This window comes from Bradyrhizobium ingae (assembly GCF_055791185.1).
On record NZ_JBVUBB010000007.1, the window covers coordinates 191,048 to 210,262 of the forward strand.

The 19,215-nt window shown below is 62.0% G+C and carries 14 protein-coding genes and 1 tRNA gene; 11 read left to right on the top strand and 4 right to left on the bottom strand.

Translation table 11 applies throughout. From position 1 onward, the window contains the following. The first annotated feature begins 281 nt into the window (after positions 1-281). Positions 282-2,432 carry a type I secretion system permease/ATPase gene (locus ACV1FX_RS13625; protein WP_473118194.1) on the top strand — a complete coding sequence of 717 codons (2,151 nt, stop codon included), beginning with the start codon at positions 282-284 and terminating at the stop codon, positions 2,430-2,432. Beyond that, positions 2,419-3,846 carry an HlyD family type I secretion periplasmic adaptor subunit gene (locus tag ACV1FX_RS13630; RefSeq protein ID WP_473118069.1) on the top strand — a complete coding sequence of 476 codons (1,428 nt, stop codon included), beginning with the start codon at positions 2,419-2,421 and terminating at the stop codon, positions 3,844-3,846. The genes ACV1FX_RS13625 and ACV1FX_RS13630 overlap by 14 nt, the downstream gene beginning before the upstream one ends. 78 nt (positions 3,847-3,924) lie before the next feature. On the opposite strand, the gene ACV1FX_RS13635 is transcribed toward ACV1FX_RS13630, so the two are convergent. Continuing rightward, the gene (locus tag ACV1FX_RS13635) at positions 3,925-5,265 is read right to left on the bottom strand and encodes a carboxylate--amine ligase (protein ID WP_473118070.1); all 1,341 of its coding nucleotides are present in this window, start codon (positions 5,263-5,265) and stop codon (positions 3,925-3,927) included. Positions 5,266-5,275: 10 nt separating this feature from the next. After that, a complete protein-coding gene (locus ACV1FX_RS13640; protein WP_473118071.1) occupies positions 5,276-6,547 on the bottom strand; it encodes an NAD(P)-binding domain-containing protein in 1,272 nt (423 codons plus the stop codon). A 648-nt stretch (positions 6,548-7,195) separates the two neighbouring features. Between ACV1FX_RS13640 and ACV1FX_RS13645 the strand changes: the two genes are divergently transcribed. The 3 genes from ACV1FX_RS13645 to ACV1FX_RS13655 all read left to right on the top strand — a co-directional run bounded on the left by ACV1FX_RS13645 (position 7,196) and on the right by ACV1FX_RS13655 (position 10,120). After that, entirely contained in the window at positions 7,196-8,578 is a 1,383-nt protein-coding gene (locus ACV1FX_RS13645) for a polysaccharide biosynthesis/export family protein (RefSeq protein ID WP_473118072.1), read from the top strand. Positions 8,579-8,672: 94 nt separating this feature from the next. Beyond that, positions 8,673-9,731, top strand: a complete 1,059-nt coding sequence (gene galE, locus ACV1FX_RS13650; RefSeq protein WP_473118073.1) for a UDP-glucose 4-epimerase GalE — start codon at positions 8,673-8,675, stop codon at positions 9,729-9,731. Positions 9,732-9,904: 173 nt separating this feature from the next. Then, positions 9,905-10,120 carry a hypothetical protein gene (locus ACV1FX_RS13655; RefSeq protein WP_473118074.1) on the top strand — a complete coding sequence of 72 codons (216 nt, stop codon included), beginning with the start codon at positions 9,905-9,907 and terminating at the stop codon, positions 10,118-10,120. Positions 10,121-10,498: 378 nt separating this feature from the next. Here ACV1FX_RS13655 and ACV1FX_RS13660 read toward each other — a convergent pair whose 3' ends face one another. Next, a complete protein-coding gene (locus tag ACV1FX_RS13660; protein WP_473118195.1) occupies positions 10,499-10,876 on the bottom strand; it encodes a VanZ family protein in 378 nt (125 codons plus the stop codon). Between the two features lie 631 nt (positions 10,877-11,507). On the opposite strand from ACV1FX_RS13660, the gene ACV1FX_RS13665 reads away from it, so the two are divergent. From ACV1FX_RS13665 to ACV1FX_RS13685, 5 genes are all read left to right on the top strand, one after another. Beyond that, positions 11,508-11,738, top strand: coding sequence for a hypothetical protein (locus ACV1FX_RS13665; RefSeq protein WP_473118075.1), 231 nt, complete (start codon positions 11,508-11,510; stop codon positions 11,736-11,738). Between the two features lie 315 nt (positions 11,739-12,053). After that, complete coding sequence (locus tag ACV1FX_RS13670) at positions 12,054-14,444, top strand: hypothetical protein (RefSeq protein WP_473118076.1); 2,391 nt, start codon at positions 12,054-12,056, stop codon at positions 14,442-14,444. A gap of 126 nt (positions 14,445-14,570) precedes the next feature. Beyond that, entirely contained in the window at positions 14,571-15,611 is a 1,041-nt protein-coding gene (locus ACV1FX_RS13675) for a TAXI family TRAP transporter solute-binding subunit (protein WP_473118077.1), read from the top strand. Further along, a complete protein-coding gene (locus ACV1FX_RS13680; protein WP_473118078.1) occupies positions 15,608-16,225 on the top strand; it encodes a hypothetical protein in 618 nt (205 codons plus the stop codon). The genes ACV1FX_RS13675 and ACV1FX_RS13680 overlap by 4 nt, the downstream gene beginning before the upstream one ends. A gap of 37 nt (positions 16,226-16,262) precedes the next feature. Then, on the top strand, positions 16,263-16,862 hold the full coding sequence (locus ACV1FX_RS13685) for a DsrE family protein (protein WP_473118079.1): 600 nt from the start codon (positions 16,263-16,265) through the stop codon (positions 16,860-16,862). A gap of 158 nt (positions 16,863-17,020) precedes the next feature. Here ACV1FX_RS13685 and ACV1FX_RS13690 read toward each other — a convergent pair. After that, positions 17,021-17,095, bottom strand: a tRNA-Gln gene (locus ACV1FX_RS13690). Positions 17,096-17,353: 258 nt separating this feature from the next. On the opposite strand from ACV1FX_RS13690, the gene ACV1FX_RS13695 reads away from it, so the two are divergent. Beyond that, positions 17,354-19,132 (top strand): acyl-CoA dehydrogenase, encoded by a 1,779-nt coding sequence (locus ACV1FX_RS13695; protein WP_473118080.1) that lies wholly within the window; start codon positions 17,354-17,356, stop codon positions 19,130-19,132. Positions 19,133-19,215: the final 83 nt, after the last annotated feature.

The following is a 19,215-nucleotide window of genomic DNA, read 5'->3' on the forward strand; positions in this document are numbered from 1 at the left end:
AAGAAATCTGGGACGGCCGCTTGATCCTGACAGGATCTCAAAGCCTCGCCTACCGCGCGCATCACGCCTTTGCCGATCTGATTACGCGGGCGCGTGATCTGGTTGGTCGTGCTCGCGACCTGCTGCTGCCTGCATTTTCAGTTGACGGCCGTTCGATGCGCGCCGGATTTCAACACCTCGCAAGTCGGGTGCTCCATGCGTTTGCCGATCTGGGCGAGCGCGGGCGCGCGCTGGTTGGCTATGCCGGCGAGGCCGCTGCCTATTCCGCCGTTGGCCGCGATATGCCCCTCCAGGAAGCGGGTCCCGAGCCTGCGGGCGGCGATGAGTCGGGGCTCATTGCGGTGGCGATATTGCTGCGTTGCCATGGCATCGCGGCCGACCCCGAGCAAATTCGGCATCGTATGGGCACATCGCGGGTCGGTGTGACCGAAATCCTGCGTTGTGCCAGGGAGTTCGGGCTCAAGGCCCGGTCAACGCGATCGAGCTGGAACAGGCTTGCTGTCACGCCACTGCCCGGAATCGCCGTGCTGCGCGACGGCAGCTTCCTGATCCTGGGCAAGGCCATCGACGACAAGCTTCTCGTCCAGCGCCCATTGTCTCCGCGCCCGGAAGCCATGACCCAGGCAGAACTCGAGGCGATCTGGGACGGCGAAGTCATTCTGATGACCCGGCGAGCGGCCCTGACGGATCTCTCCCGGCGGTTCGATATCAGCTGGTTTCTCGGTGCGGTCCACAAGTATCGTCGTCTTCTCGGCGAAGTGCTGATTGCGTCGTTCTTTCTTCAGGTCTTTGCCCTTGTCGCCCCCCTCTTCTTCCAGGTCATCATCGACAAGGTACTTGTGCATCGAAGCATCAGCACGCTCGACGTCCTGGTCGCGGGCCTCGTCGCACTGACTCTGTTCGAGACCGTTCTCGGCACGTTGCGCGTCCATCTGTTCGCGCACACGACGAACCGCATCGACGTCGAGCTTGGCGCCCGGTTGTTCCGTCACCTGATGGCGTTGCCGATCGCATATTTCCAGACACGCCGCGTCGGCGATTCGGTCGCTCGCGTTCGCGAGCTCGAGAACATCCGCCAGTTCCTGACGAGCTCGGCGCTCACGCTTGTCGTCGATCTCTTGTTCACCGTCGTCTTCCTTGCGGTGATGTTCTACTATTCGACGTCGTTGACGCTGATCGTTCTGGCATCGTTCCCGTTCTACATCGGGATTTCAGCCGGTGCAGCGCCGCTGTTTCGCCGGCGCCTCGATGAAAAGTTCAATCGTGGCTCGGAAAACCAGGCCTTCCTGGTCGAGAGCGTCACGGGCGTCGAGACGCTGAAGGCGATGGCGGTCGAGCCGCAGATGCAACGCCGTTGGGAGGAGCAGCTCGCCGGCTACGTCGGTGCGAGCTTCCGCGTGCTCAGCCTGAACAATACGGCGAGCCAGGCCGTCCAGATGATCAACAAGCTGGTCACCGCCGCAACGCTCTACTTCGGCGCCAGGCTCGTGATCGGCGGCGATCTGACCGTCGGCGAGCTGGTCGCGTTCAACATGCTTGCGGGACGGGTGAGCATGCCGGTGCTTCGGCTCGCGCAGATCTGGCAGGATTTCCACCAGGCGCGTCTGTCGGTCGATCGTCTCGGCGACATTCTCAACACCATTCCCGAGCCAAGCTTCAATTCGACCCGAGCCGCCCTGCCGGCAATCCGCGGCAAGGTCACATTCGAGCACGCGACGTTCCGCTATCGGGCCGATGGCCCCGAAGTGCTGCACGACGTGTCCTTCGGCGTCGAGCCCGGCCAGGTCGTCGGTATCGTGGGCTCGTCGGGCTCGGGCAAGAGCACCATCGCCAAGCTGATCCAGCGCCTCTACGTGCCGGAGAGCGGGCGCGTGCTGGTCGACGGCGTTGACCTCGCGATGGTCGACCTGACCTGGCTTCGACGCCAGATCGGCGTCGTCTTGCAGGAGAACGTGCTCTTCAATCGCTCGATTCGCGAGAACATTGCGCTCGCCGATCCGGCCACTCCCATGGAGCGCGTGATCGAGGCGGCGTCGCTCGCCGGCGCTCACGACTTCATCCTGGAGCTGCCCGAGGGCTATGACACCATCGTGGGCGAACGCGGCAACACCCTATCCGGCGGGCAGCGCCAGCGTGTCGCGATCGCGCGGGCACTTATCACCAATCCGCGGATCCTCATCTTCGACGAGGCCACCAGCGCGCTCGACTACGAGAGCGAGCGGGCCATCCAGCAGAACATGAAAAGGATTGCGGCCGGGAGGACCGTGTTCGTCATCGCTCATCGACTCTCGACCGTGCGCAACGCGAACCGGATCATCACACTCGAGCATGGCCGCATCGTCGAGGACGGCAGCCACGATGAGCTGATCCGCTCGAACGGGCGCTATGCAAACCTCCATTACCTGCAGGCCGGTATCCATGACGTCCGCTAGCCGAAATATCGTTCCGTTTCCGAGAGCCGAAGTCCGGCGGCGCGAACACGAAATTGCATTTCTGCCGGCGGCGCTCGAGATCACCGAATCTCCGCCGTCGCCGATCGGTCGGGCGATCGGGGCGAGCATCATCGCGCTCTTTTGCGTCGCGCTGCTATGGGCCTCATTCGGCAGCGTCGACATCGTCGCCACCGCGACCGGCAAGATCGTGCCGGGCGGGCGCACCAAGCTGATCCAGCCGTTCGAGACGGGCGTTGTCCGCGCCATCCACGTACGTGACGGACAGAGCGTCAAGGCGGGCGACGTTCTGATCGAGCTCGACCCGACGATGACGGAGGCGGATCAGGAGCGCCAGAGAAGCGATCTCCTTGCGGCCGAACTCGACGCCGCGCGGCTGCGCGCAGCGCTTACCGCGGATCCGCTTGCCGCCTTCCGGCCGCCGCAGGGCGCAAGTGCCGCGGAGATCGAGATGCATCGCCAGTTTCTGACCAGCCAGCGTGCCGAGCAGAGCGCCAAGCTCGCCGAGATCGACCGCCAGCAAGCTCAGAAGGAAGCCGAGCGGGCGACCACTTCGGCGAGCGTGGCGAAGCTCCAGGCGACGATTCCGGTGCTTCAGGAGCGGGTCGACATTCGGAAGGGGCTCGTCGACAAGGCCCTGGCGTCGAAGGTCGTGTATCTCTCCGAGTATCAGGAACTGGTCGGCCTGCAGCAGGATCTCGTCCTCCAGCAGAGCCGTCTTCATGAAGCCGATGCAGCCATCGCGTTGCTGAAGGAAACGAAAGAAAGGACCGCCGCGGAGTATCGCCGCGCCACCTATGACGCACTCGCGAAAGCCGAGCAGAAGGCGGCGAGCGCCGCGCAGGAAGTGGTCAAGGCGGAACGGCGCACGAAACTCCAGCATCTGACCGCGCCGGTCGACGGCGTCGTGCAACAGCTCGCGGTTCACACGGTGGGCGGCGTGGTGACGCCGGCGCAGGCGCTCGCCATCGTGGTTCCCAGCGAGAGCCAGCTCGAAATCGAAGCCATGCTCTCCAACCGCGACATCGGGTTCGTTCATCCGGGACAGAAGGCGGAGATCAAGGTCGATACGTTCAACTTCACGCGCTACGGCCTCCTCCATGGCGACGTATTGAGCGTGTCGACGGACGCCATAACGCGGGACCGGCAGCAGGGCGGATCCAATGACCGCGCATCGGGCGCGGCGCAAAGCAGCAGCGAACCGAAAGGCCAGGAGCTGGAATATGCGGCGCGCATTTCACTCGACCGCACGCACATGCAGGTAGAGGACAAGCTCGTCAAGCTCGGCCCCGGCATGGCGGTAACGGTCGAGATCAAGACCGGCGCGCGGAGGATCATCAGCTATCTTCTCTCGCCGCTGGCAAGGTACAAGCAGGAATCGCTGCGGGAGAGATAGACGAAGCGAAGCATCACCGATGAGCATGCCAAGCGACTAAAAGGCTGCCATCGGCGGCAAGCTTGTGCGCGGCATTCGTCAATCCGACCACGGCCGTATCAGATATTGCCATAGTGGACCCATGATCGACATCACGCGAGACAGCGCACGGGACCCCGCAATCGGCATTACCTGTCCCGGTCTGCGCCTGCGCGCCGTGCTATTCGACCGACGAGTGGCGCTGGACTTTAGCGACCTGATCCGGAGCATTTTCTTGAAGCCCCGGATCGCAATACGAGGCCACACCATCATGAAAGGCAGTGGGTCATCCCAGCTGAACCAGGCGAACTCCCTGCGACCTTTGAATGAATACAACCAGGCATAGGCCGACAGTTCGCTTCGCCTAACATAGTTCACGCTCGCACGGAGATCCTCCGGTTCCACAACGAAAACGCGTCCATCGACCTGCGCCGAGCGCCGCACGGTCTGACCGGTAAGGTCACCGTACAGCGCCCTAGCGACGTCGAGGCCATTGTCGTCCACGAACACGCGAAACTGGGCGCCGATGCGCGGATTGAAGTCCAAAAGCTTGTACTTTTGGTCTCGCTCGTCGAAACGGAAGTCCAGATCCATCAAGCCCACATAGGATATCCCCTTGAGCAAAGTCTCGGCGTGACGGAGCAGAACGTCATTGGTCATAGATCTGCCCAATGTCGTCATTCCAGCGTGGGGCGGAAAGGAACGCAGTTTCATTCCCGTAAAGCCCGCCAGGCAATCCGACCCGCTATTGCAGTAGCCGTGGAAGAACCAGTCGGCTCCCGGAGGAATGTATTCTTGAAGCAGCAGGTTCGGATTCTGCGAGCGCCCTGCCCGATGCCAGACATCGACGAGTTCCTGTTCCGAGTGAACAATCGATACCCTCAGCTTCGGAGGGAGCCATCCCGCTATCGGTTTGACAACAATCGGGAACCTCGCGGATGCCGTAAATTCGTGCACATCCGAGATCGACGTGGGGCACCGCGTGTTCGGACAGGGCACGTCTATTTGACGGCAGAGCGCATGCAGCATCTGCTTGTCCGCGAGACTCCGCGGCAAGCCGGCTGCAACATGGGGAAATACGAACCAATGGCGCAGCGTCGCAGCCTCTTCGGCGACCAAGATGGCAGCCAGATCATCGGTGGGAATGAGAACTGCAGGCTGGTTGAGCTTTCTGCCGATGTCCAGCAAAGCTTCAAGCAACTGCGGTCTTGGCAAATCACCCGCGTGCCAGACAAAACTCCCCGCCAGGTATCTCGACCCCCCCGCCGGGGTCAGATGATCCTCGGCAACCGTGTATACGGGTATGCCTAGCCTTCCCAGGCTTCGGATGATGCCAAGCTGCCCATGGTGAATAGCATAGCTCCCGGTCTTCAGGATGAGCACGGGGGCAGGAGCGGTCATGAGCGGCGTCTTATGAGGTGTTCGCGTTATGCTCGGAAATCAGCGTCGCCAAGGTCGAACGGGATGGCGCCTGCCTTTCGCTGATACTGCGGCAGATGCGTTCGGCCGTGTACTGACATCCACACAGGAAGCGCATCAGCGGTCCGAAATTGTAGGCGCTCGCGAGCCCGGTGAAATAGAGGCCCGGGATTGACGATTCGAAGCTGGTCGACAGCAGCGGAGCTCGCTGGACGCAGCGCAGATCGCGCAACAATGACGCATCGACGAACGGCAGCGATTGGGCGACAAATCGATAGCCCGTCGCAGCGATGATATGATCGGCGGCGAGATCGCGTGATCTTCCATCCTGCCCATTGACGCGAAGTACTGCCTTCCCGCCACTCGTCGTCGCACCCAACACGGATTGGCCCAACATGGTCGGGACACGGCCGAGAACCCGCTCGCGAAGCCACCACGCGCCGGCAGGACCCAGCAACGCTTCGCGCCGCCTGCCGCCCCGCACCGTATCGAGACGCGTCCTTTGAGGGAGGTGGTAAAACAGAAACGGAGCATTTGCGCAGAACCACGTTTGAAGCCCGGCTCCCAGTGCCGAGTCTGGCCGCCGCATTCGTTGCCAGAGCGATCGCGGGCCAGGTGAGGCGATCTGATTCCAGTTAATCGAAGACCCGCGTACGAGCAGGCTCACCTTTGCCTGGGCCTCGTTCAACAGAGCTGCAGTCTCGAGAGCTGACTGTCCAGCTCCGACGACAATGACGTCGCGCCCCTTGAAGTTGCTCAGATCGCGATGGGCGCTACTGTGTGATTGCAACTCTCCGGGCAACTGCGCCAGCTCTTGCGGAACATACTCGGCATGTGACAGGCCGGTCGCGATAACAACGCTTTTCGCCCTGATTCTTTCCCCATCCGCCAGTCTCAGGTCAAACCCGTCCTGTCTCCTGATGAGCGTCGTCACCAAGACATCCTCCACCATGGGAACGAGACGCTGCTGAAATGACAGTGCGTATCTGGTGAAGGTGTCCAGCGGAATGGGAGACGTCGCGTGAGACAATCCCGCTTCTGCGCAGAATTGTTGGAGCGTGTAGTGCCCGGACGGATCGGCCAGACTGGAGGCGTGCTCTTCAGATTTCAGAAACATGCCGATCGGCATTTGCTCTCGCCACCGATGCATCGGCGTACCGAAGATCCGAAACGGCACGGCACGAGAGCGCAAATGCGCTGCGACGGAGAGGCCATAAGGCCCCGCCCCAATGATTGCTACCGGCAGATCCGACAGACTAGCCATGGTCGCCCCCAATCGTAATCTCTGGCGCGGTATGGCACATTGTCGCACATGCGGGCCTATGTCCCATGGTAAAATTCGCCCGAGTTGCAGACCCTTACGGATTACCCCGTCGGCTCCCGCTTTAGCGACTACGTCAGCCCGACGCACGCCAATGCCCCGGCGATACCGCCGCTGGGCCGTGAGATCGCTGACTGAGAATTCACTGCCCCATCTCGGCCGGACGGTCGTCACCATCCCGTCATCACCTTCCATCGGTGAAGGACGCACAACTCATGGCGGTCGCCCACTCGGTCACTCGCCAATTAGGCGTCACCGGAGGGAAACTGCCAATGGCTGGATGGGACAGGCAATAAGTAGGTAACTACGATGGTCGATTGAGCCGCGACTGCGCGCGATTAGATTCGGACGGCAATCGAAGTACCCGACCCAATGGGTTCGACGGGGATTCATCAATAGAGCACCGATCCGCCGAACAGAGCGGAAGAAGGCACCGAGCGGTTCGGCGACAATGAGAGAACAGCAACTCGTTTTTCGGATCGCCAGTCTGGACGGTTACTCCGTCGGTTGCGACGTTGGCGTGCCGCCTTCCGCAAACAGATTTGAAAGAACTTCACCTCGGTGACCACGTTCGTACAGGGAATTGCCGCCATGCCGAACTACAGACTGCGCAATAGCTTCCATATCGACGTCGCTGGCAGCCATCTGGGGCGTTGCATCAAATGGGGCTTATTGGCTGTCGGTCTGACAATTTCGATCACTCAAGCAAAGGCCGAATATCTGGTAAATGTTGGAGACGTGCTGGAGGTTGCGGTGGCGGGCGTGCCGGAGTTGCGGCAGCGTGTTGCCGTCCAAATGGACGGGAACGTTTCGTTGCCGCTGGTCGGAACGCTTCCGGTTGCCGGCCTGCCCTTGCCACAGATCCGAGCCAAAATCGGCACTGCACTGGCGAGCAAGGTATTTCGACCGAGGACGCCGGACGGCCGTGAGACGGTTGTCGTGATCGACGCAAACGAGGTCACCACGGTCATCGCGGAATACCGCCCCATATACGTAAATGGGGATGTATCGAAACCGGGTGAGTACCCTTACCGTCCGTCCATCACCGCGCGCCAGCTCGTCGCCGTGGCAGGCGGCTACGACATCATGCGCATCAGAATGAACAACCCGTATCTCGAGTCGGCGGACCTGAGAAGCGAGTATGGTTCGCTTTGGACGGAGCTGGCCAAAGAACAGGCGCGGATGTGGCGCATCAAGACCGAACTTGGAGAGGGAACACAGATCAGTCCAGGCGCTCTGATGGACGCGCCCTTGGCTCGATCGGCGATTTCGGAGATCGTTAATGCCGAGACGGAATATCTGAAGACCAAACAGAGTGATTATCAGCAGGAAAAAACCTACCTTCAGCGCGGCATTCGGCAAGCAGACGACGAGGTTCGTGTGCTGTCGGAGCAGCAGAAGAAGGACGATGAGGGTCTTCAGGCAGATGTTGACGACCTGCAGAAAACAACCGAGCTCTTCAGCAAGGGATCCCTGATCAGCCCCCGCGTTACGGATGCGCGTCGCGCGGTGCTCCTGTCATCGACCCGGAAGCTGCAAACCTCGGCGCAACTGCTGCAGGTCAAGAAGCAGCAGGACGAGTTCGTCAGGAAGCTGGCAAAGCTGGATGACCAGCGGAGGCTCGACCTGCTCCGTGAGCTGCAAGATACCAGCGTAAAGCTCAATCAAATTCGCGAGAAGCTGCAGAGCGTCGGCGAGAAGCTTCAGTACACTGCGATGGTTCGATCACAACTCGTACGAGGAGCAGGCAACCGCGCGGAAATCGCCATCATCAGGAAGGGTGAAAAGGGGCAGGAACGGATCATCGCAAGCGAAGATACCGAGCTGCTGCCGGGTGACGCCGTCGAGGTCAGCCTGCAATACCAGGATGGTCCTGCCGTCCCTCCCCGTCGGTTAAGCAGTGCGGACATTCCATCAGGGACAGGCCGGACCGATGCGGCCACAAGCGATGCGGTGCGCGTCGGGCAAAGATGATGAGGGCGGCTGTAATTCCGGAACGGAAGATTACGACGCCAAGGCAGGCCGCGTTGCGCGGAGGCCGATTGAGCGAAAGCGGAAGGCGTCCGAGATGATCTTGGTGACCGGAGGTGCTGGCTACATCGGGTCCCACGTCTGTATCGCATTGCTGGACGCCGGGCTCGACGTCGTCGTCGTCGACAATCTCTGCAACAGCAACCAGGCCTCGCTCGATCGGGTGCAATCCATCTGTGGGCGTTCGCTCGTCTTTCGGTATGCCGATATCCGGAACGAAGCGGTAATCTACGACGTACTTCGCAGGTACGAAGTAACTGCGGTCATCCACCTTGCAGGGCTCAAGGCCGTCGGCGATTCCAACGGTCAGCCCATGAGATATTACGACAACAACGTCCTGGGAACGATGCGGCTCGTATCGGCCATGAGGAGGGCGAACGTAAAGAAGCTTGTCTTCAGCTCGTCCGCGACGGTTTACGGGATACCGAAGTACCTGCCGCTCGATGAGAAGCATCCCCTTTCTGCGACCAATCCGTACGGCCGCACAAAGCTAGTTATCGAAGAGATGCTACGCGATCTCTGTAGGTCCGATGACGATTGGCGCGTCGCCAGTCTGCGCTACTTCAATCCGGTCGGCGCGCACGAAAGCGGGCTCGTCGGAGAAGACCCACTGGGCGTTCCCAGCAACCTGCTCCCGTTTGTGGCGCAGGTGGCGATTGGACGGCGGGAGAAGCTGCAGATCTGGGGAAACGACTATGACACGCCTGATGGCACCGGAGTCCGCGACTTCATTCATGTGGTCGATCTCGCATCCGGGCATTTGAGTGCCTTGCGCCATCTTAGACAGCCCGGTGTGCTCACGGTCAATCTTGGAACGGGCAACGGCACCAGCGTTCTGGATGTCGTTCGCACATTTGAAGCGGCGAGCGGGCGGTCGATCCCCTATGAAATGAGGGAACGCCGGGCCGGCGATGTCGCGGTCTGCTATGCCGACCCGACCTTTGCGATGGAGGCGTTGGGTTGGCAATCGACCCGATCACTGCAGCAGATGTGTGTGGACCATTGGCGCTGGCAATCGCAGAACCCCGACGGCTACCAAGGTCGCGAACTTCCGAAAGTCCGGGAGCGGTCCGCGCCATTCCGTCGTCTTGGTTGAGCGTGCACGGCAGAATATTCGAACAGGCGCCGAAGAGTCCGATCGCATCAGCGGGTTCGCGGAGGGCAGCTGCGGCATCATACCGCCCCATCAGAGGTAGCTCGTAATGACCCAAAATCTCCACGCCGCTGGAGCGAGGCTGCAGGTAAGATGCATTCGCGTGGGGATTTTCGATGCCACATTATCGTGCATTCGTTCTGGATGAACACGGCCAACTGGGGGGCGTGGTCAACCTTCACTGCCCTGACGACGCGTCCGCGACCGAGCGGGCCGGGCGGCTGGCCGATGGTCATGAGGTTCAGCTCTGGCGGCTGGTCGCCGAGCTCAAATTTGGCGATCCGCAGCAGCGACCCAAGCGGCGACGGAGCGCCCGCGCACCGATGCACTAGGCCGGATTGAACGTCGCTCGTTCTCTTCCGGTCAGCTGCGCCGACAATTTGCGTAGACAATTTGCGTACCTTGGCTTCAAGGACGTCCCAGATCCAGCGCTCCGCAGCAGGCCTGAATGGCGCCGACGGAGATCGCCGGCCTTAGCGCGTTGCCCGCCTGCCGGAGGCCGAGGACGTGGCTCGTATGATCAACCATCTCTGCGGCGAAAGTTGCAAGAGCATCACCGGCACCGTGCTGACGGTCGACGCCGGCAGCAACGCCTGACCTCGTAGCGGCTGACGTGCGCCGTTGCCGCCAACCGCGTTTTAGAAAAGGGTATCGAGCCGCGGGACATGCAACTTGCCAGAAGCCTTGGGCGAGCTGGATCAGCTTGCTTATCAAGGACGTTCGCGTGTCAACGGGTCAGGATCGCCAGATTGCGCCATCATCCGGTCGGCCGCGGCGGACAGCGCGAAGCCAATGCAGGCCGAGAACGCATCGACCATAAAATCCTCTAACCTCGCGTGCCGTCCCGGCACCCATAGCTGCATAATCTCCAGCAGGCCGATCAGGGCAACGGCGATCGCTGAGACGGGTCCGCGCCGCTGCGGATAGGCAAGGCCGAACACAAATCCGACCAGGAGAAAGGCGAGCGCGTGATCGCCTTTCTGTCCGAGAATGGGATGAGGCCGAGCGTCGGCGGGCCCAAGCGTTGCGAAAGTGACAGCGGCAGCGAGCAGCCACGCCACGAGCCGAAGAAGAGCGGTGGTAAACACTAAACCCTCTCGATTGATAGCCCGGGGCTCTTCACTTCTGGGATTCGATTTCAAGAGCGTGTTTCCTCCACGGTCGGCTTGAGCGCTCCCAGCCGTCAGATCGACCTACCAGTTTCCACGCAGAGAGCCTGCGGGACTGAAGCAGGGCGTGTTCGTACGAGAGTGGCATTGATCCAGGTAGCGGCGCCGATTGCTCTGGGGCAATCCCGAAGTCCTGCTGCGGAGACCCCTTCGACCAGATTCATGCCCTACCCAAAGCGGCGGAACACAAAGTCAAAGTTACCATCTCAGCCCGACGCACGTGTGCAGAATTCCTGATCTGCGTGGACAAAAGGAGAGTACTCCAAAGGGATCGGACGCCGAGCCGGATATGGCCCTCCTGCAGCGCCTCCGCGCGCTGCCAGCTGACGCGCTTGCTCGAGGTCGGCGCACGGCCCACTAGGTGCAAAGCATCATTGGACGCCCGGCATATGATTTCCAATAGCGTTTGGTACAGGCTGACCCGCACGCGGAGTACCCATCGATAGCAGTTGTTCTCAAGCGCGGTTTCTTGGCAATAATGGCTTCTGCTTTCCTCGGGAATTGAGAGCAATGCAACAGCAATCCCGGAAGGCGCTAGTCGGAGGCCAGCTTGTCGATTAGTCGCACGCAGACCATTGAATGGGATGGCAAAGCCCTAAGTGGCTGGGTGGAGGTCGACGGAACGCTGACGAACGTCTCAGCAGACCGAAAAACGATCCATACCCATGCACCCGGCTTTAGTGACGCCCTCAGTCGGGAAATCGACCGGCATCGGGACGAGATCTTCGAGAAGCTGCTGCCGTTCTTCAAGCAGCAAAGGCGAGATTGCCAGCGCGGTTGACTGGAGTTGCAGCCAAGCGCGCTTGCGGTTCTCGTTCGTGGTTCGGCAATGGACGGCTCCAGGCTCCAGCCCGCCGAGACCGTCTCATTGGCGAAGACGGAGAACCCGCATTCGTTCATTGGCTTGGTTCAAATCGCGAAATGCACGGGAGGGAACTTCGATCGATTCACGGCTTAGATGATCGGACACAATCCGTAGCCTAACCCCAAAGTGGTGGGGAGGGTCCTCCATGCGAGCTATATGCTTCGCGTGAAGATGGAGGGCATAATGACGTATTCAAAGGAAATCGTATTGCCACGCGACAGGTGATTGCAGATGGGTCGCAAGGTCACACTCAACGGGGAAGTGAAGATCTCTGTCGCCCGGGGACGATATGCCCCCCTGCCGATGGCAGCGCTCATGCTCGCTGTGACGTGGGTGTCGGAGACGAAGGCTTCGGCGGATCAGGCGTGGCTCCTCGCCGACGCGAAAGCGGCGACGACTGCCCGCAATCTCGCTTCTGACGAATTCGAGACGTTGCCAGTACGGCCGGGGCGCAGCGACGGATCGATACGGATTGCGCAAGCGACGACTAGCGACGCGGGAGCCATCCAGCAACCTCCGGAACAGCAACGCAATTGGGCAGAGTCACTGTCTTGCGACCTTGCCCTTGCAAGACGCGACATAGGGTTGCTGCAACATCTCGAGCAGGAGCACGATCGGGCCGAGTGGCTGGTGCAGGACCTTGACGCTGCGCGGCGCGAGCTCGAAACCCAAAAGGCGTTGACAGCGAAGGCCGTGGAGGAAGCGTCCCGACTGAAGGAAGCTTCCCGGCTGAATCAGGCCGGCGAGAGTGGCGCGTCTGAGCTGCAGGCATCACTGCAGAAAGAGCGCGAGCGGTCGATGGGACTGGAGCAGGATCTCGCAGCCGCGCGGCGCGATGTCGAAACCCAGGCTGCGCTGGCAACGAAAGCAGGTGACGAGGCGTCCCGGCTGAAACAGGCAGGAGAGAGCAGCGACGCGGAGCTGCAGAAGGCCCTGCAGCAAGAGCGCGAGCGAACGACGCAGCTGGCCCAGGATCTCGCAGCCGCCCGGCGCGATGTCGAAACCCAGACTGCGCTGGCGACGAAAGCAGGCGAGGAAGCGTCACGGCTGAAACAGACGGGGGAGAGCGGCGCCGCGGAGATGCAGAAGGCCCTGCAAGAGGAGCGCGAGCGAACGACGCAGCTGGTCCAGGATCTCGCAGCCGCCCGGCGCGATGTCGAAACCCAGACCGCGCTGGCGACGAAAGCAGGTGAGGAAGCATCACGGCTGAAACAAGCGCGGGAGAGTAGCGCTGCGGAGCTGCGGAAGGCCGCGCAAGAGGAACGCGAGCGGTCAGCGCGGTTGGAGCAGGATCTCGCGGCCGCGCGGCAAAACGTCGAGTCCCAGGCTGCACTGGCCGCAAAGGCAAACGAGGAAGCTTCGCAGCGAAGTCGGGCGGCAGAGGCCAGCGTCGCCGACTTGAGGCAATCGATGCAGAAGGAGCGCGAAAGGGCCGAAACGCTTGCGCAGGATCTCGCCCTGACGCGAAGCGCTATTTATGCATACGAGGCGCAGACGGCGCGGTTGGTGAAAGCCAGCGAGGAAGCGCCCCTGCCGAAAGCGGAAGAGAGCGGCGCAGCGGAGCTGCAGAAATCGCTGCAGCAGGAGCGGGATCGGACCGGCCAGCTGGAGCAGGCGCTTGCGACCGCGCGACGAGATATCGATGCGCAGACCGCGCTGGCGACAAAGGCCGGCGACGAGGTCGCCAGGTTGACGCAAGCAGCCAAAGCTGGCGCCGCGGAACAAAGCCGATCGATCCAGAAGGAACGCGAGAGAGCCGATGCGCTGACGCAGGATCTCTCCATGGCGCGTAGCAAGATCTACGCGTACGAAGCTCAAGCAGCCAAAGCCAGCGAGGAAGCGGCACAGCTCAAGAAGGCTGAGGCCAGCAACGCCGCCGACTTGAAGCAATCGCAGCAGCGCGATCGTGAACGGGTTGAGCAACTGGCCCGGGATCTCGCAAAGACCAGCCGCGATCTCGAGGCCGAGACCCAGCGAGCCTCCAAGGCGAGCGATGAAGTCATTCGGATGAGGCAGACCGGAGAGCGAGACTCGGCCGAGCTGCGCGGCTTGTTGCAGCGCGAGCGCGAGCGCGCCGAGCGACTGGAAAAGGATCTCGCATCGGCGCGTCAGGATAACGGGGCGCTCACGGCGAGAGATCCTCCCGCTGCGTCTCAACTGGCTACCACTGGCCGGGTCGTGCGCGAGGAGCCGCTCGCGGCGCGGACACGGCCAATCCAGAACCAGCCAGCCCAAGGCCAGCCACCCCAAGGCCAGCCAACTCAAGGCCAGCCAGCTCAAGGTCAGCCAGCTCAAGACCGAGCCATAGCGGCGCGCAGCCCGAGCGACGCCCAGACCAGCCCCAACGAAGGAGGGCAAGCGGCGAGATTGATTGCGCGCGCGAGCGCACTGCTTGAACAGGGAAACATCGGCGCGGCGCGGATCGTGCTGGAGCGCGCCGCCGAGATGGGCAGCGCGCAAGCAAGCTTCGCGCTTGCGGAAACCTACGATCCCCTGATCCTTCCGAATTTGGGAACACATGGAACGCAAGGCGATCTCACCAAAGCGCGGGATCTCTATGCGCGGGCCGAAGCTGGAGGAGTTAAGGAAGCGAAGGCACGCTTCGAGGCACTGCGTCGATAGCATCCCTGCCCCCGGATCCAAGGGCCTCGTCGGCGCGAAACATGTGTGGCGCTCTTCCGAAAAGAGGATGCGCCAGAAGTATCGAAGGCGCAGGCACGGCTGCAGCGTACATAAGGGAGTCCGTCGATGAAAAGATTCATGAGATTGCGTCGGCTGCTCTTGCTCGCGGCATTCGCACCATTGCTCCTGGCTGTTCAGTCGGGGGCGGATGCGCGGCCGCAAGATAAGCCTCACAAGGTTCGCCTCGCACGGCCTGAGCCGCCACAGCCGAGGCCTCAGGTTACCTCCATGAACGCCTGGACGATCGGACTGGCCGGAGGTCTGCTCGAGGGCGCGCCGATCCGCCTGGCGGCAGAGATCGCCCGAGTGGTCGACGATGGGGATAACCTGCACGTTCTGCCGGTTGTCACTCGCGGGGCCACGGAAAACCTGAACTCCCTGCTCTATCTGCGCGGCATTGATGCCGCGATCATCAATTCCGACGCGCTCGAGGAATACAAGAGCCAGGTGCCGGACATCCAGCAACGTATTGCGTACGTCCTGAATCTGTTCCCGTCCGAGCTGCATGTCTTCGTTCGACCGGAGATTCAGAGCCTGAGCGATCTCGCCGGCAAGAAGGTCAATTTCAATACGCAGGGCACGGCCGCGGCCTATACCGGGCCTCTGATCTTCAGCCGCCTCAATATCGAGGTGGAAAAGACGTTCATTCCGCATCAGGTCGCGCTCGAGCAGATGCGCAAAGGCGAGATGTCGGCCGTCGTCTTCATTACGTCGAAGCCGGTCGATGCTTTCATGCGGGGCCGCTGGGAGACAGGCTTCAAGTTCCTGCCCGTCCCGTACGATAGCAAGTTCGAGGACTATTATCTTCCGGCCACCCTTGATGGGTCCGACTATCCCAACCTCATCAAGCAGGGCGAACGGATTTCGACGATCGCCGTGCCGACCACTCTGGTCGCCTTCAATTGGCCGGCCAAGACGAACCGCTCCGAGCGCGTCGCGCGCTTCATCGACTACTTGTTCTCCCGGATCGATAAATTGCAGGCGCCCGGGTTCGATTCAAAGTGGAAATCCATCAACCTCGCTGCGACTGTTCCGGGTCTCACGCGCGTCCCTGCGGCGCAGGCGTGGCTGGATCGTCAGCTCCGCACAACACGTGCATCGCAATGAAAGGCGCCGCGATCTTGCTTGTCGCGCTCGGAGCTACCGGCGGTATCGCTTTGGCCCAGGATCCGACAGCGCAACTCGGGTCCTGCCTTCAGAAGGAAACCGCGGAGCGCCTCGGGTGTCTGGACAAATTGACGCGCACCATCGCGCCACAGCGTCGCCCGGCACAGGAAGACGACTGGGTCGTCAGCCAGACGACTTCGCCCGTAGACTATTCACCGATCGCAACCGCTACGGCATTGTCACGCAACGGGACCGCGGAGTCCACGATGCAGTTGTCAATTCGCTGTCGCGCCGGCCGAACGGAGCTGGTGCTCGCGGGCCCCGGCATCTCCCGCAAAGACGGTGATGATGCAATTTCCTATCGCGTGAATGATCGTCCGGCGGTGCAGGTCGCAGCCGCTGTGCCGGCATCCGGTCCAGGCGTGGCGTTCGGCGGGGACGCTGTTCGCTTGCTGCAGTCGCTTCCGGATAGCGGGGACCTTACCGTCGTCCTCTCGCCTCGGGGCGGAGTTGCCCGTGACGGAACATTCTCCCTCGCCGGGATAGACACGGCGCGCGCGAAGATGGCCGCCGCGTGCAAATGGCCGCTGGCCATCGCGACACCGAACCATTGATGATGTGCAAAATGATTTTCTTGGATGGAGACACATAATGATCAAGTTTCATCATATTGCAAAGCCGGTCGTGATGGGAGCGATGGCCGTTCTGGTGTCCGCCTCGTTTGCGGCCGCGGAGCAAGGGGGGAACTACTGGATGCCATCAGACGGGCAAGCCGTCGTGCATAAGGCGAGCCATGCGAGACACCACATAGCAAAGCGAACGACGGCGACGCGGACGCGATCCGCGCTTGCCCGCATGGACGATCCGACTGCAACGAAGAAGAAAGAACATCACCTGATCCTGCAGGTGAACACCAACGACGCCGCTGCGATGAATCTCGCGCTCAACAACGCAACGAACGTAGCTCAATTTTACAAGGACTCTGGAGAGAAGGTGAAGATCGAGGTGGTCACGTTTGGGCCCGGCCTGAACATGCTGCGCGAAGACACCTCGCCGGTAAAGGCGCGCATCGAGGAGATGGCCCTGAGCACACCCGAGGTATCGTTCAAGGCCTGCGGTAACACCCAGGAGAAAATGCAGAAGGCCGAGAACAAGGACATACCGATAGTACGGCAGGCGGAGGTCGTGAAATCCGGCGTCGTGCGCGTGATTGAGTTGCAGGAGATGGGCTGGACCTACGTCAAGCCGTGAGCCGACGACGAACGGATCATGGCTCGGCTGCGCCCGGGGCCGTTCGATGAGGAGCATCCGCCCTCTGGGACGGCCTCCCCCTCAAGTGGTGCACCAAGACCGAGAAGCAGGCGGCCGGCCTAATCCAGACGCAGCAGCATCACCTCGATACGGAATACTGGCTGGGGCGGGAGGGATCGAACCTCCGAATGGCGGAATCAAAATCCGCTGCCTTACCGCTTGGCTACGCCCCAATGGCGCTTCTCACGGGAACGATGGAAAGCACAGGCTACCGCAGATTCCCGTTTGCCCCGCTGGGTCTATAGAGAGAAGGCGGCCATTTCAACCGCCTCGGCACGTAAATTCACTGACCGCCGGGCGCAGTTTGCGCGTCGGGCGCCCTGCCCGTGCATGGCGTGGCCTCCGAGTCACGAAACTTGGCCCTCCCGGCCATTGAGACCTCCTCGGTTTCGTGGGAATACGGCGCCAACGAGGTTTTTCGGGAGTACGCCATGACCTACCGCGCGCCGATCAACGACATGCTGCTTTCGCTCAACCACGGCGCGGGCCTCAAGGCTGCCGTGGAGGCCGGCCATTACGGCGATTTCGACGCCGATATCGCTGCTGCCGTGCTGGAGGAAGCCGGCAAGTTCGCGACCGACGTGCTGGCACCGCTCAACCGCGTCGGTGACGAGAACGGCATCAAGCTCGACGACGGCAAGGTCACGACCGCGCCCGGCTGGCCCGATGCCTACAAGCGCTGGACGGATGGCGGCTGGAACGCGGTGTCGGGTCCCGAAGCCTTTGGCGGCCAGGGCCTGCCGATCGCGATCAATGCGGTCTGCACCGAGATCTGGAGCGCCTCCAATGTCGCCTTTGGTCTCTGCCCGCTGCTTACGGCCTCCGCGATCGAGGCGCTGGAGGCGCATGGCAGCGACGAGTTGAAGCAGATCTATCTGGAAAAACTCGTCACCGGTGAATGGACCGGCACGATGCAACTCACCGAGCCCCAGGCCGGCTCCGACGTCGGCGCGCTGCGCACCCGCGCCGAGCGGCAGGCCGACGGCACCTATCGCATCAAGGGGACGAAGATCTTCATCACCTATGGCGAGCACGACATGACCGACAACATCGTGCATTTCGTCCTGGCGCGCCTGCCTGATGCCCCTGCGGGCACCAAGGGAATTTCTCTGTTTCTTGTTCCGAAATTCATGGTCAACCCCAACGGCTCGCTCGGCACACGCAACGACATCTATGCGTCAGGCGTCGAGCACAAGCTCGGCATGCACGCCTCCCCCACCTGCACCATGACCATGGGCGATCATGGCGGCGCGATCGGCTTTCTGATCGGTGAAGAGAACCAGGGCATGCGCTGCATGTTCACGATGATGAACCAGGCCCGCCTCGGCGTCGGCCTCGAAGGCGTCGGCGTCGCCGATCGCGCCTATCAGCAGGCTCTCGCCTACGCCCAGGAGCGCAAGCAGGGGCGCGCCCTCGGCAAGAAGGGCGACGGCTCCGATGCCATCATCGTGCATCCCGACGTCAAGCGCATGCTGATGCGGATGCGCGCACAGACCGCGGCCGCGCGCACCATCTGCTATGCGACGGCTGTCGCAATCGACGTCTCGACGCGCGCCAAGGATCCCGGCGTGCGGGTCGAGGCTGCTGCGCGCGCGGCGCTGCTTACGCCGATCGCAAAGGCCTATTCGACCGACGTCGGCAACGAGGTCGCCTATCTCGGCGTCCAGGTGCATGGCGGCATGGGTTTCATCGAGGAGACCGGCGCGGCCCAGCATTATCGCGACGCGCGCATCACCGCGATCTATGAAGGCACCAACGGTATCCAGGCGATCGACCTCGTCACGCGCAAGCTGGCGGCCAACGGCGGCAGCGCGGTCTTTGCACTGCTCGGCGAGCTCTCCGGCATCATCAAGCAGGTCGAAGCCTCCAACGATCCCGCCTTCGGCACCACCGGCGTCAAATTGCGCGAAGCGCTGGATGCACTCAAGCGCACCAGCAAGTGGCTCCTGGAGCGGCTGACCGAGGCCCCGAACGATGCGCTCGCCGGCGCCACGCCCTATCTCCAGCAGTTCGGCGCGACGCTCGGCGGCTGCATGCTGGCAAGCGAGGCGCTCGCGGCCAAAGGCGACGGCAACCCCGATGCGCCTCGCTACGTCTCGCTCGCCCGCTTCTTCGCCGAGAACATTACGGTCCAGGCGAGCTCGCTGGAGCGCACCGTGACGGAGAGCGCCGAGTCGGTCGCGGCGGCGGACGCGGTCCTTCTGGGATAGGTGGCTGCGTCCACATCACTGCTGTCGTTCCCCGCGAAGCGAGGAATCCAGTAAGCCGCAGCTTCTTCGTATCCTCGCACAGC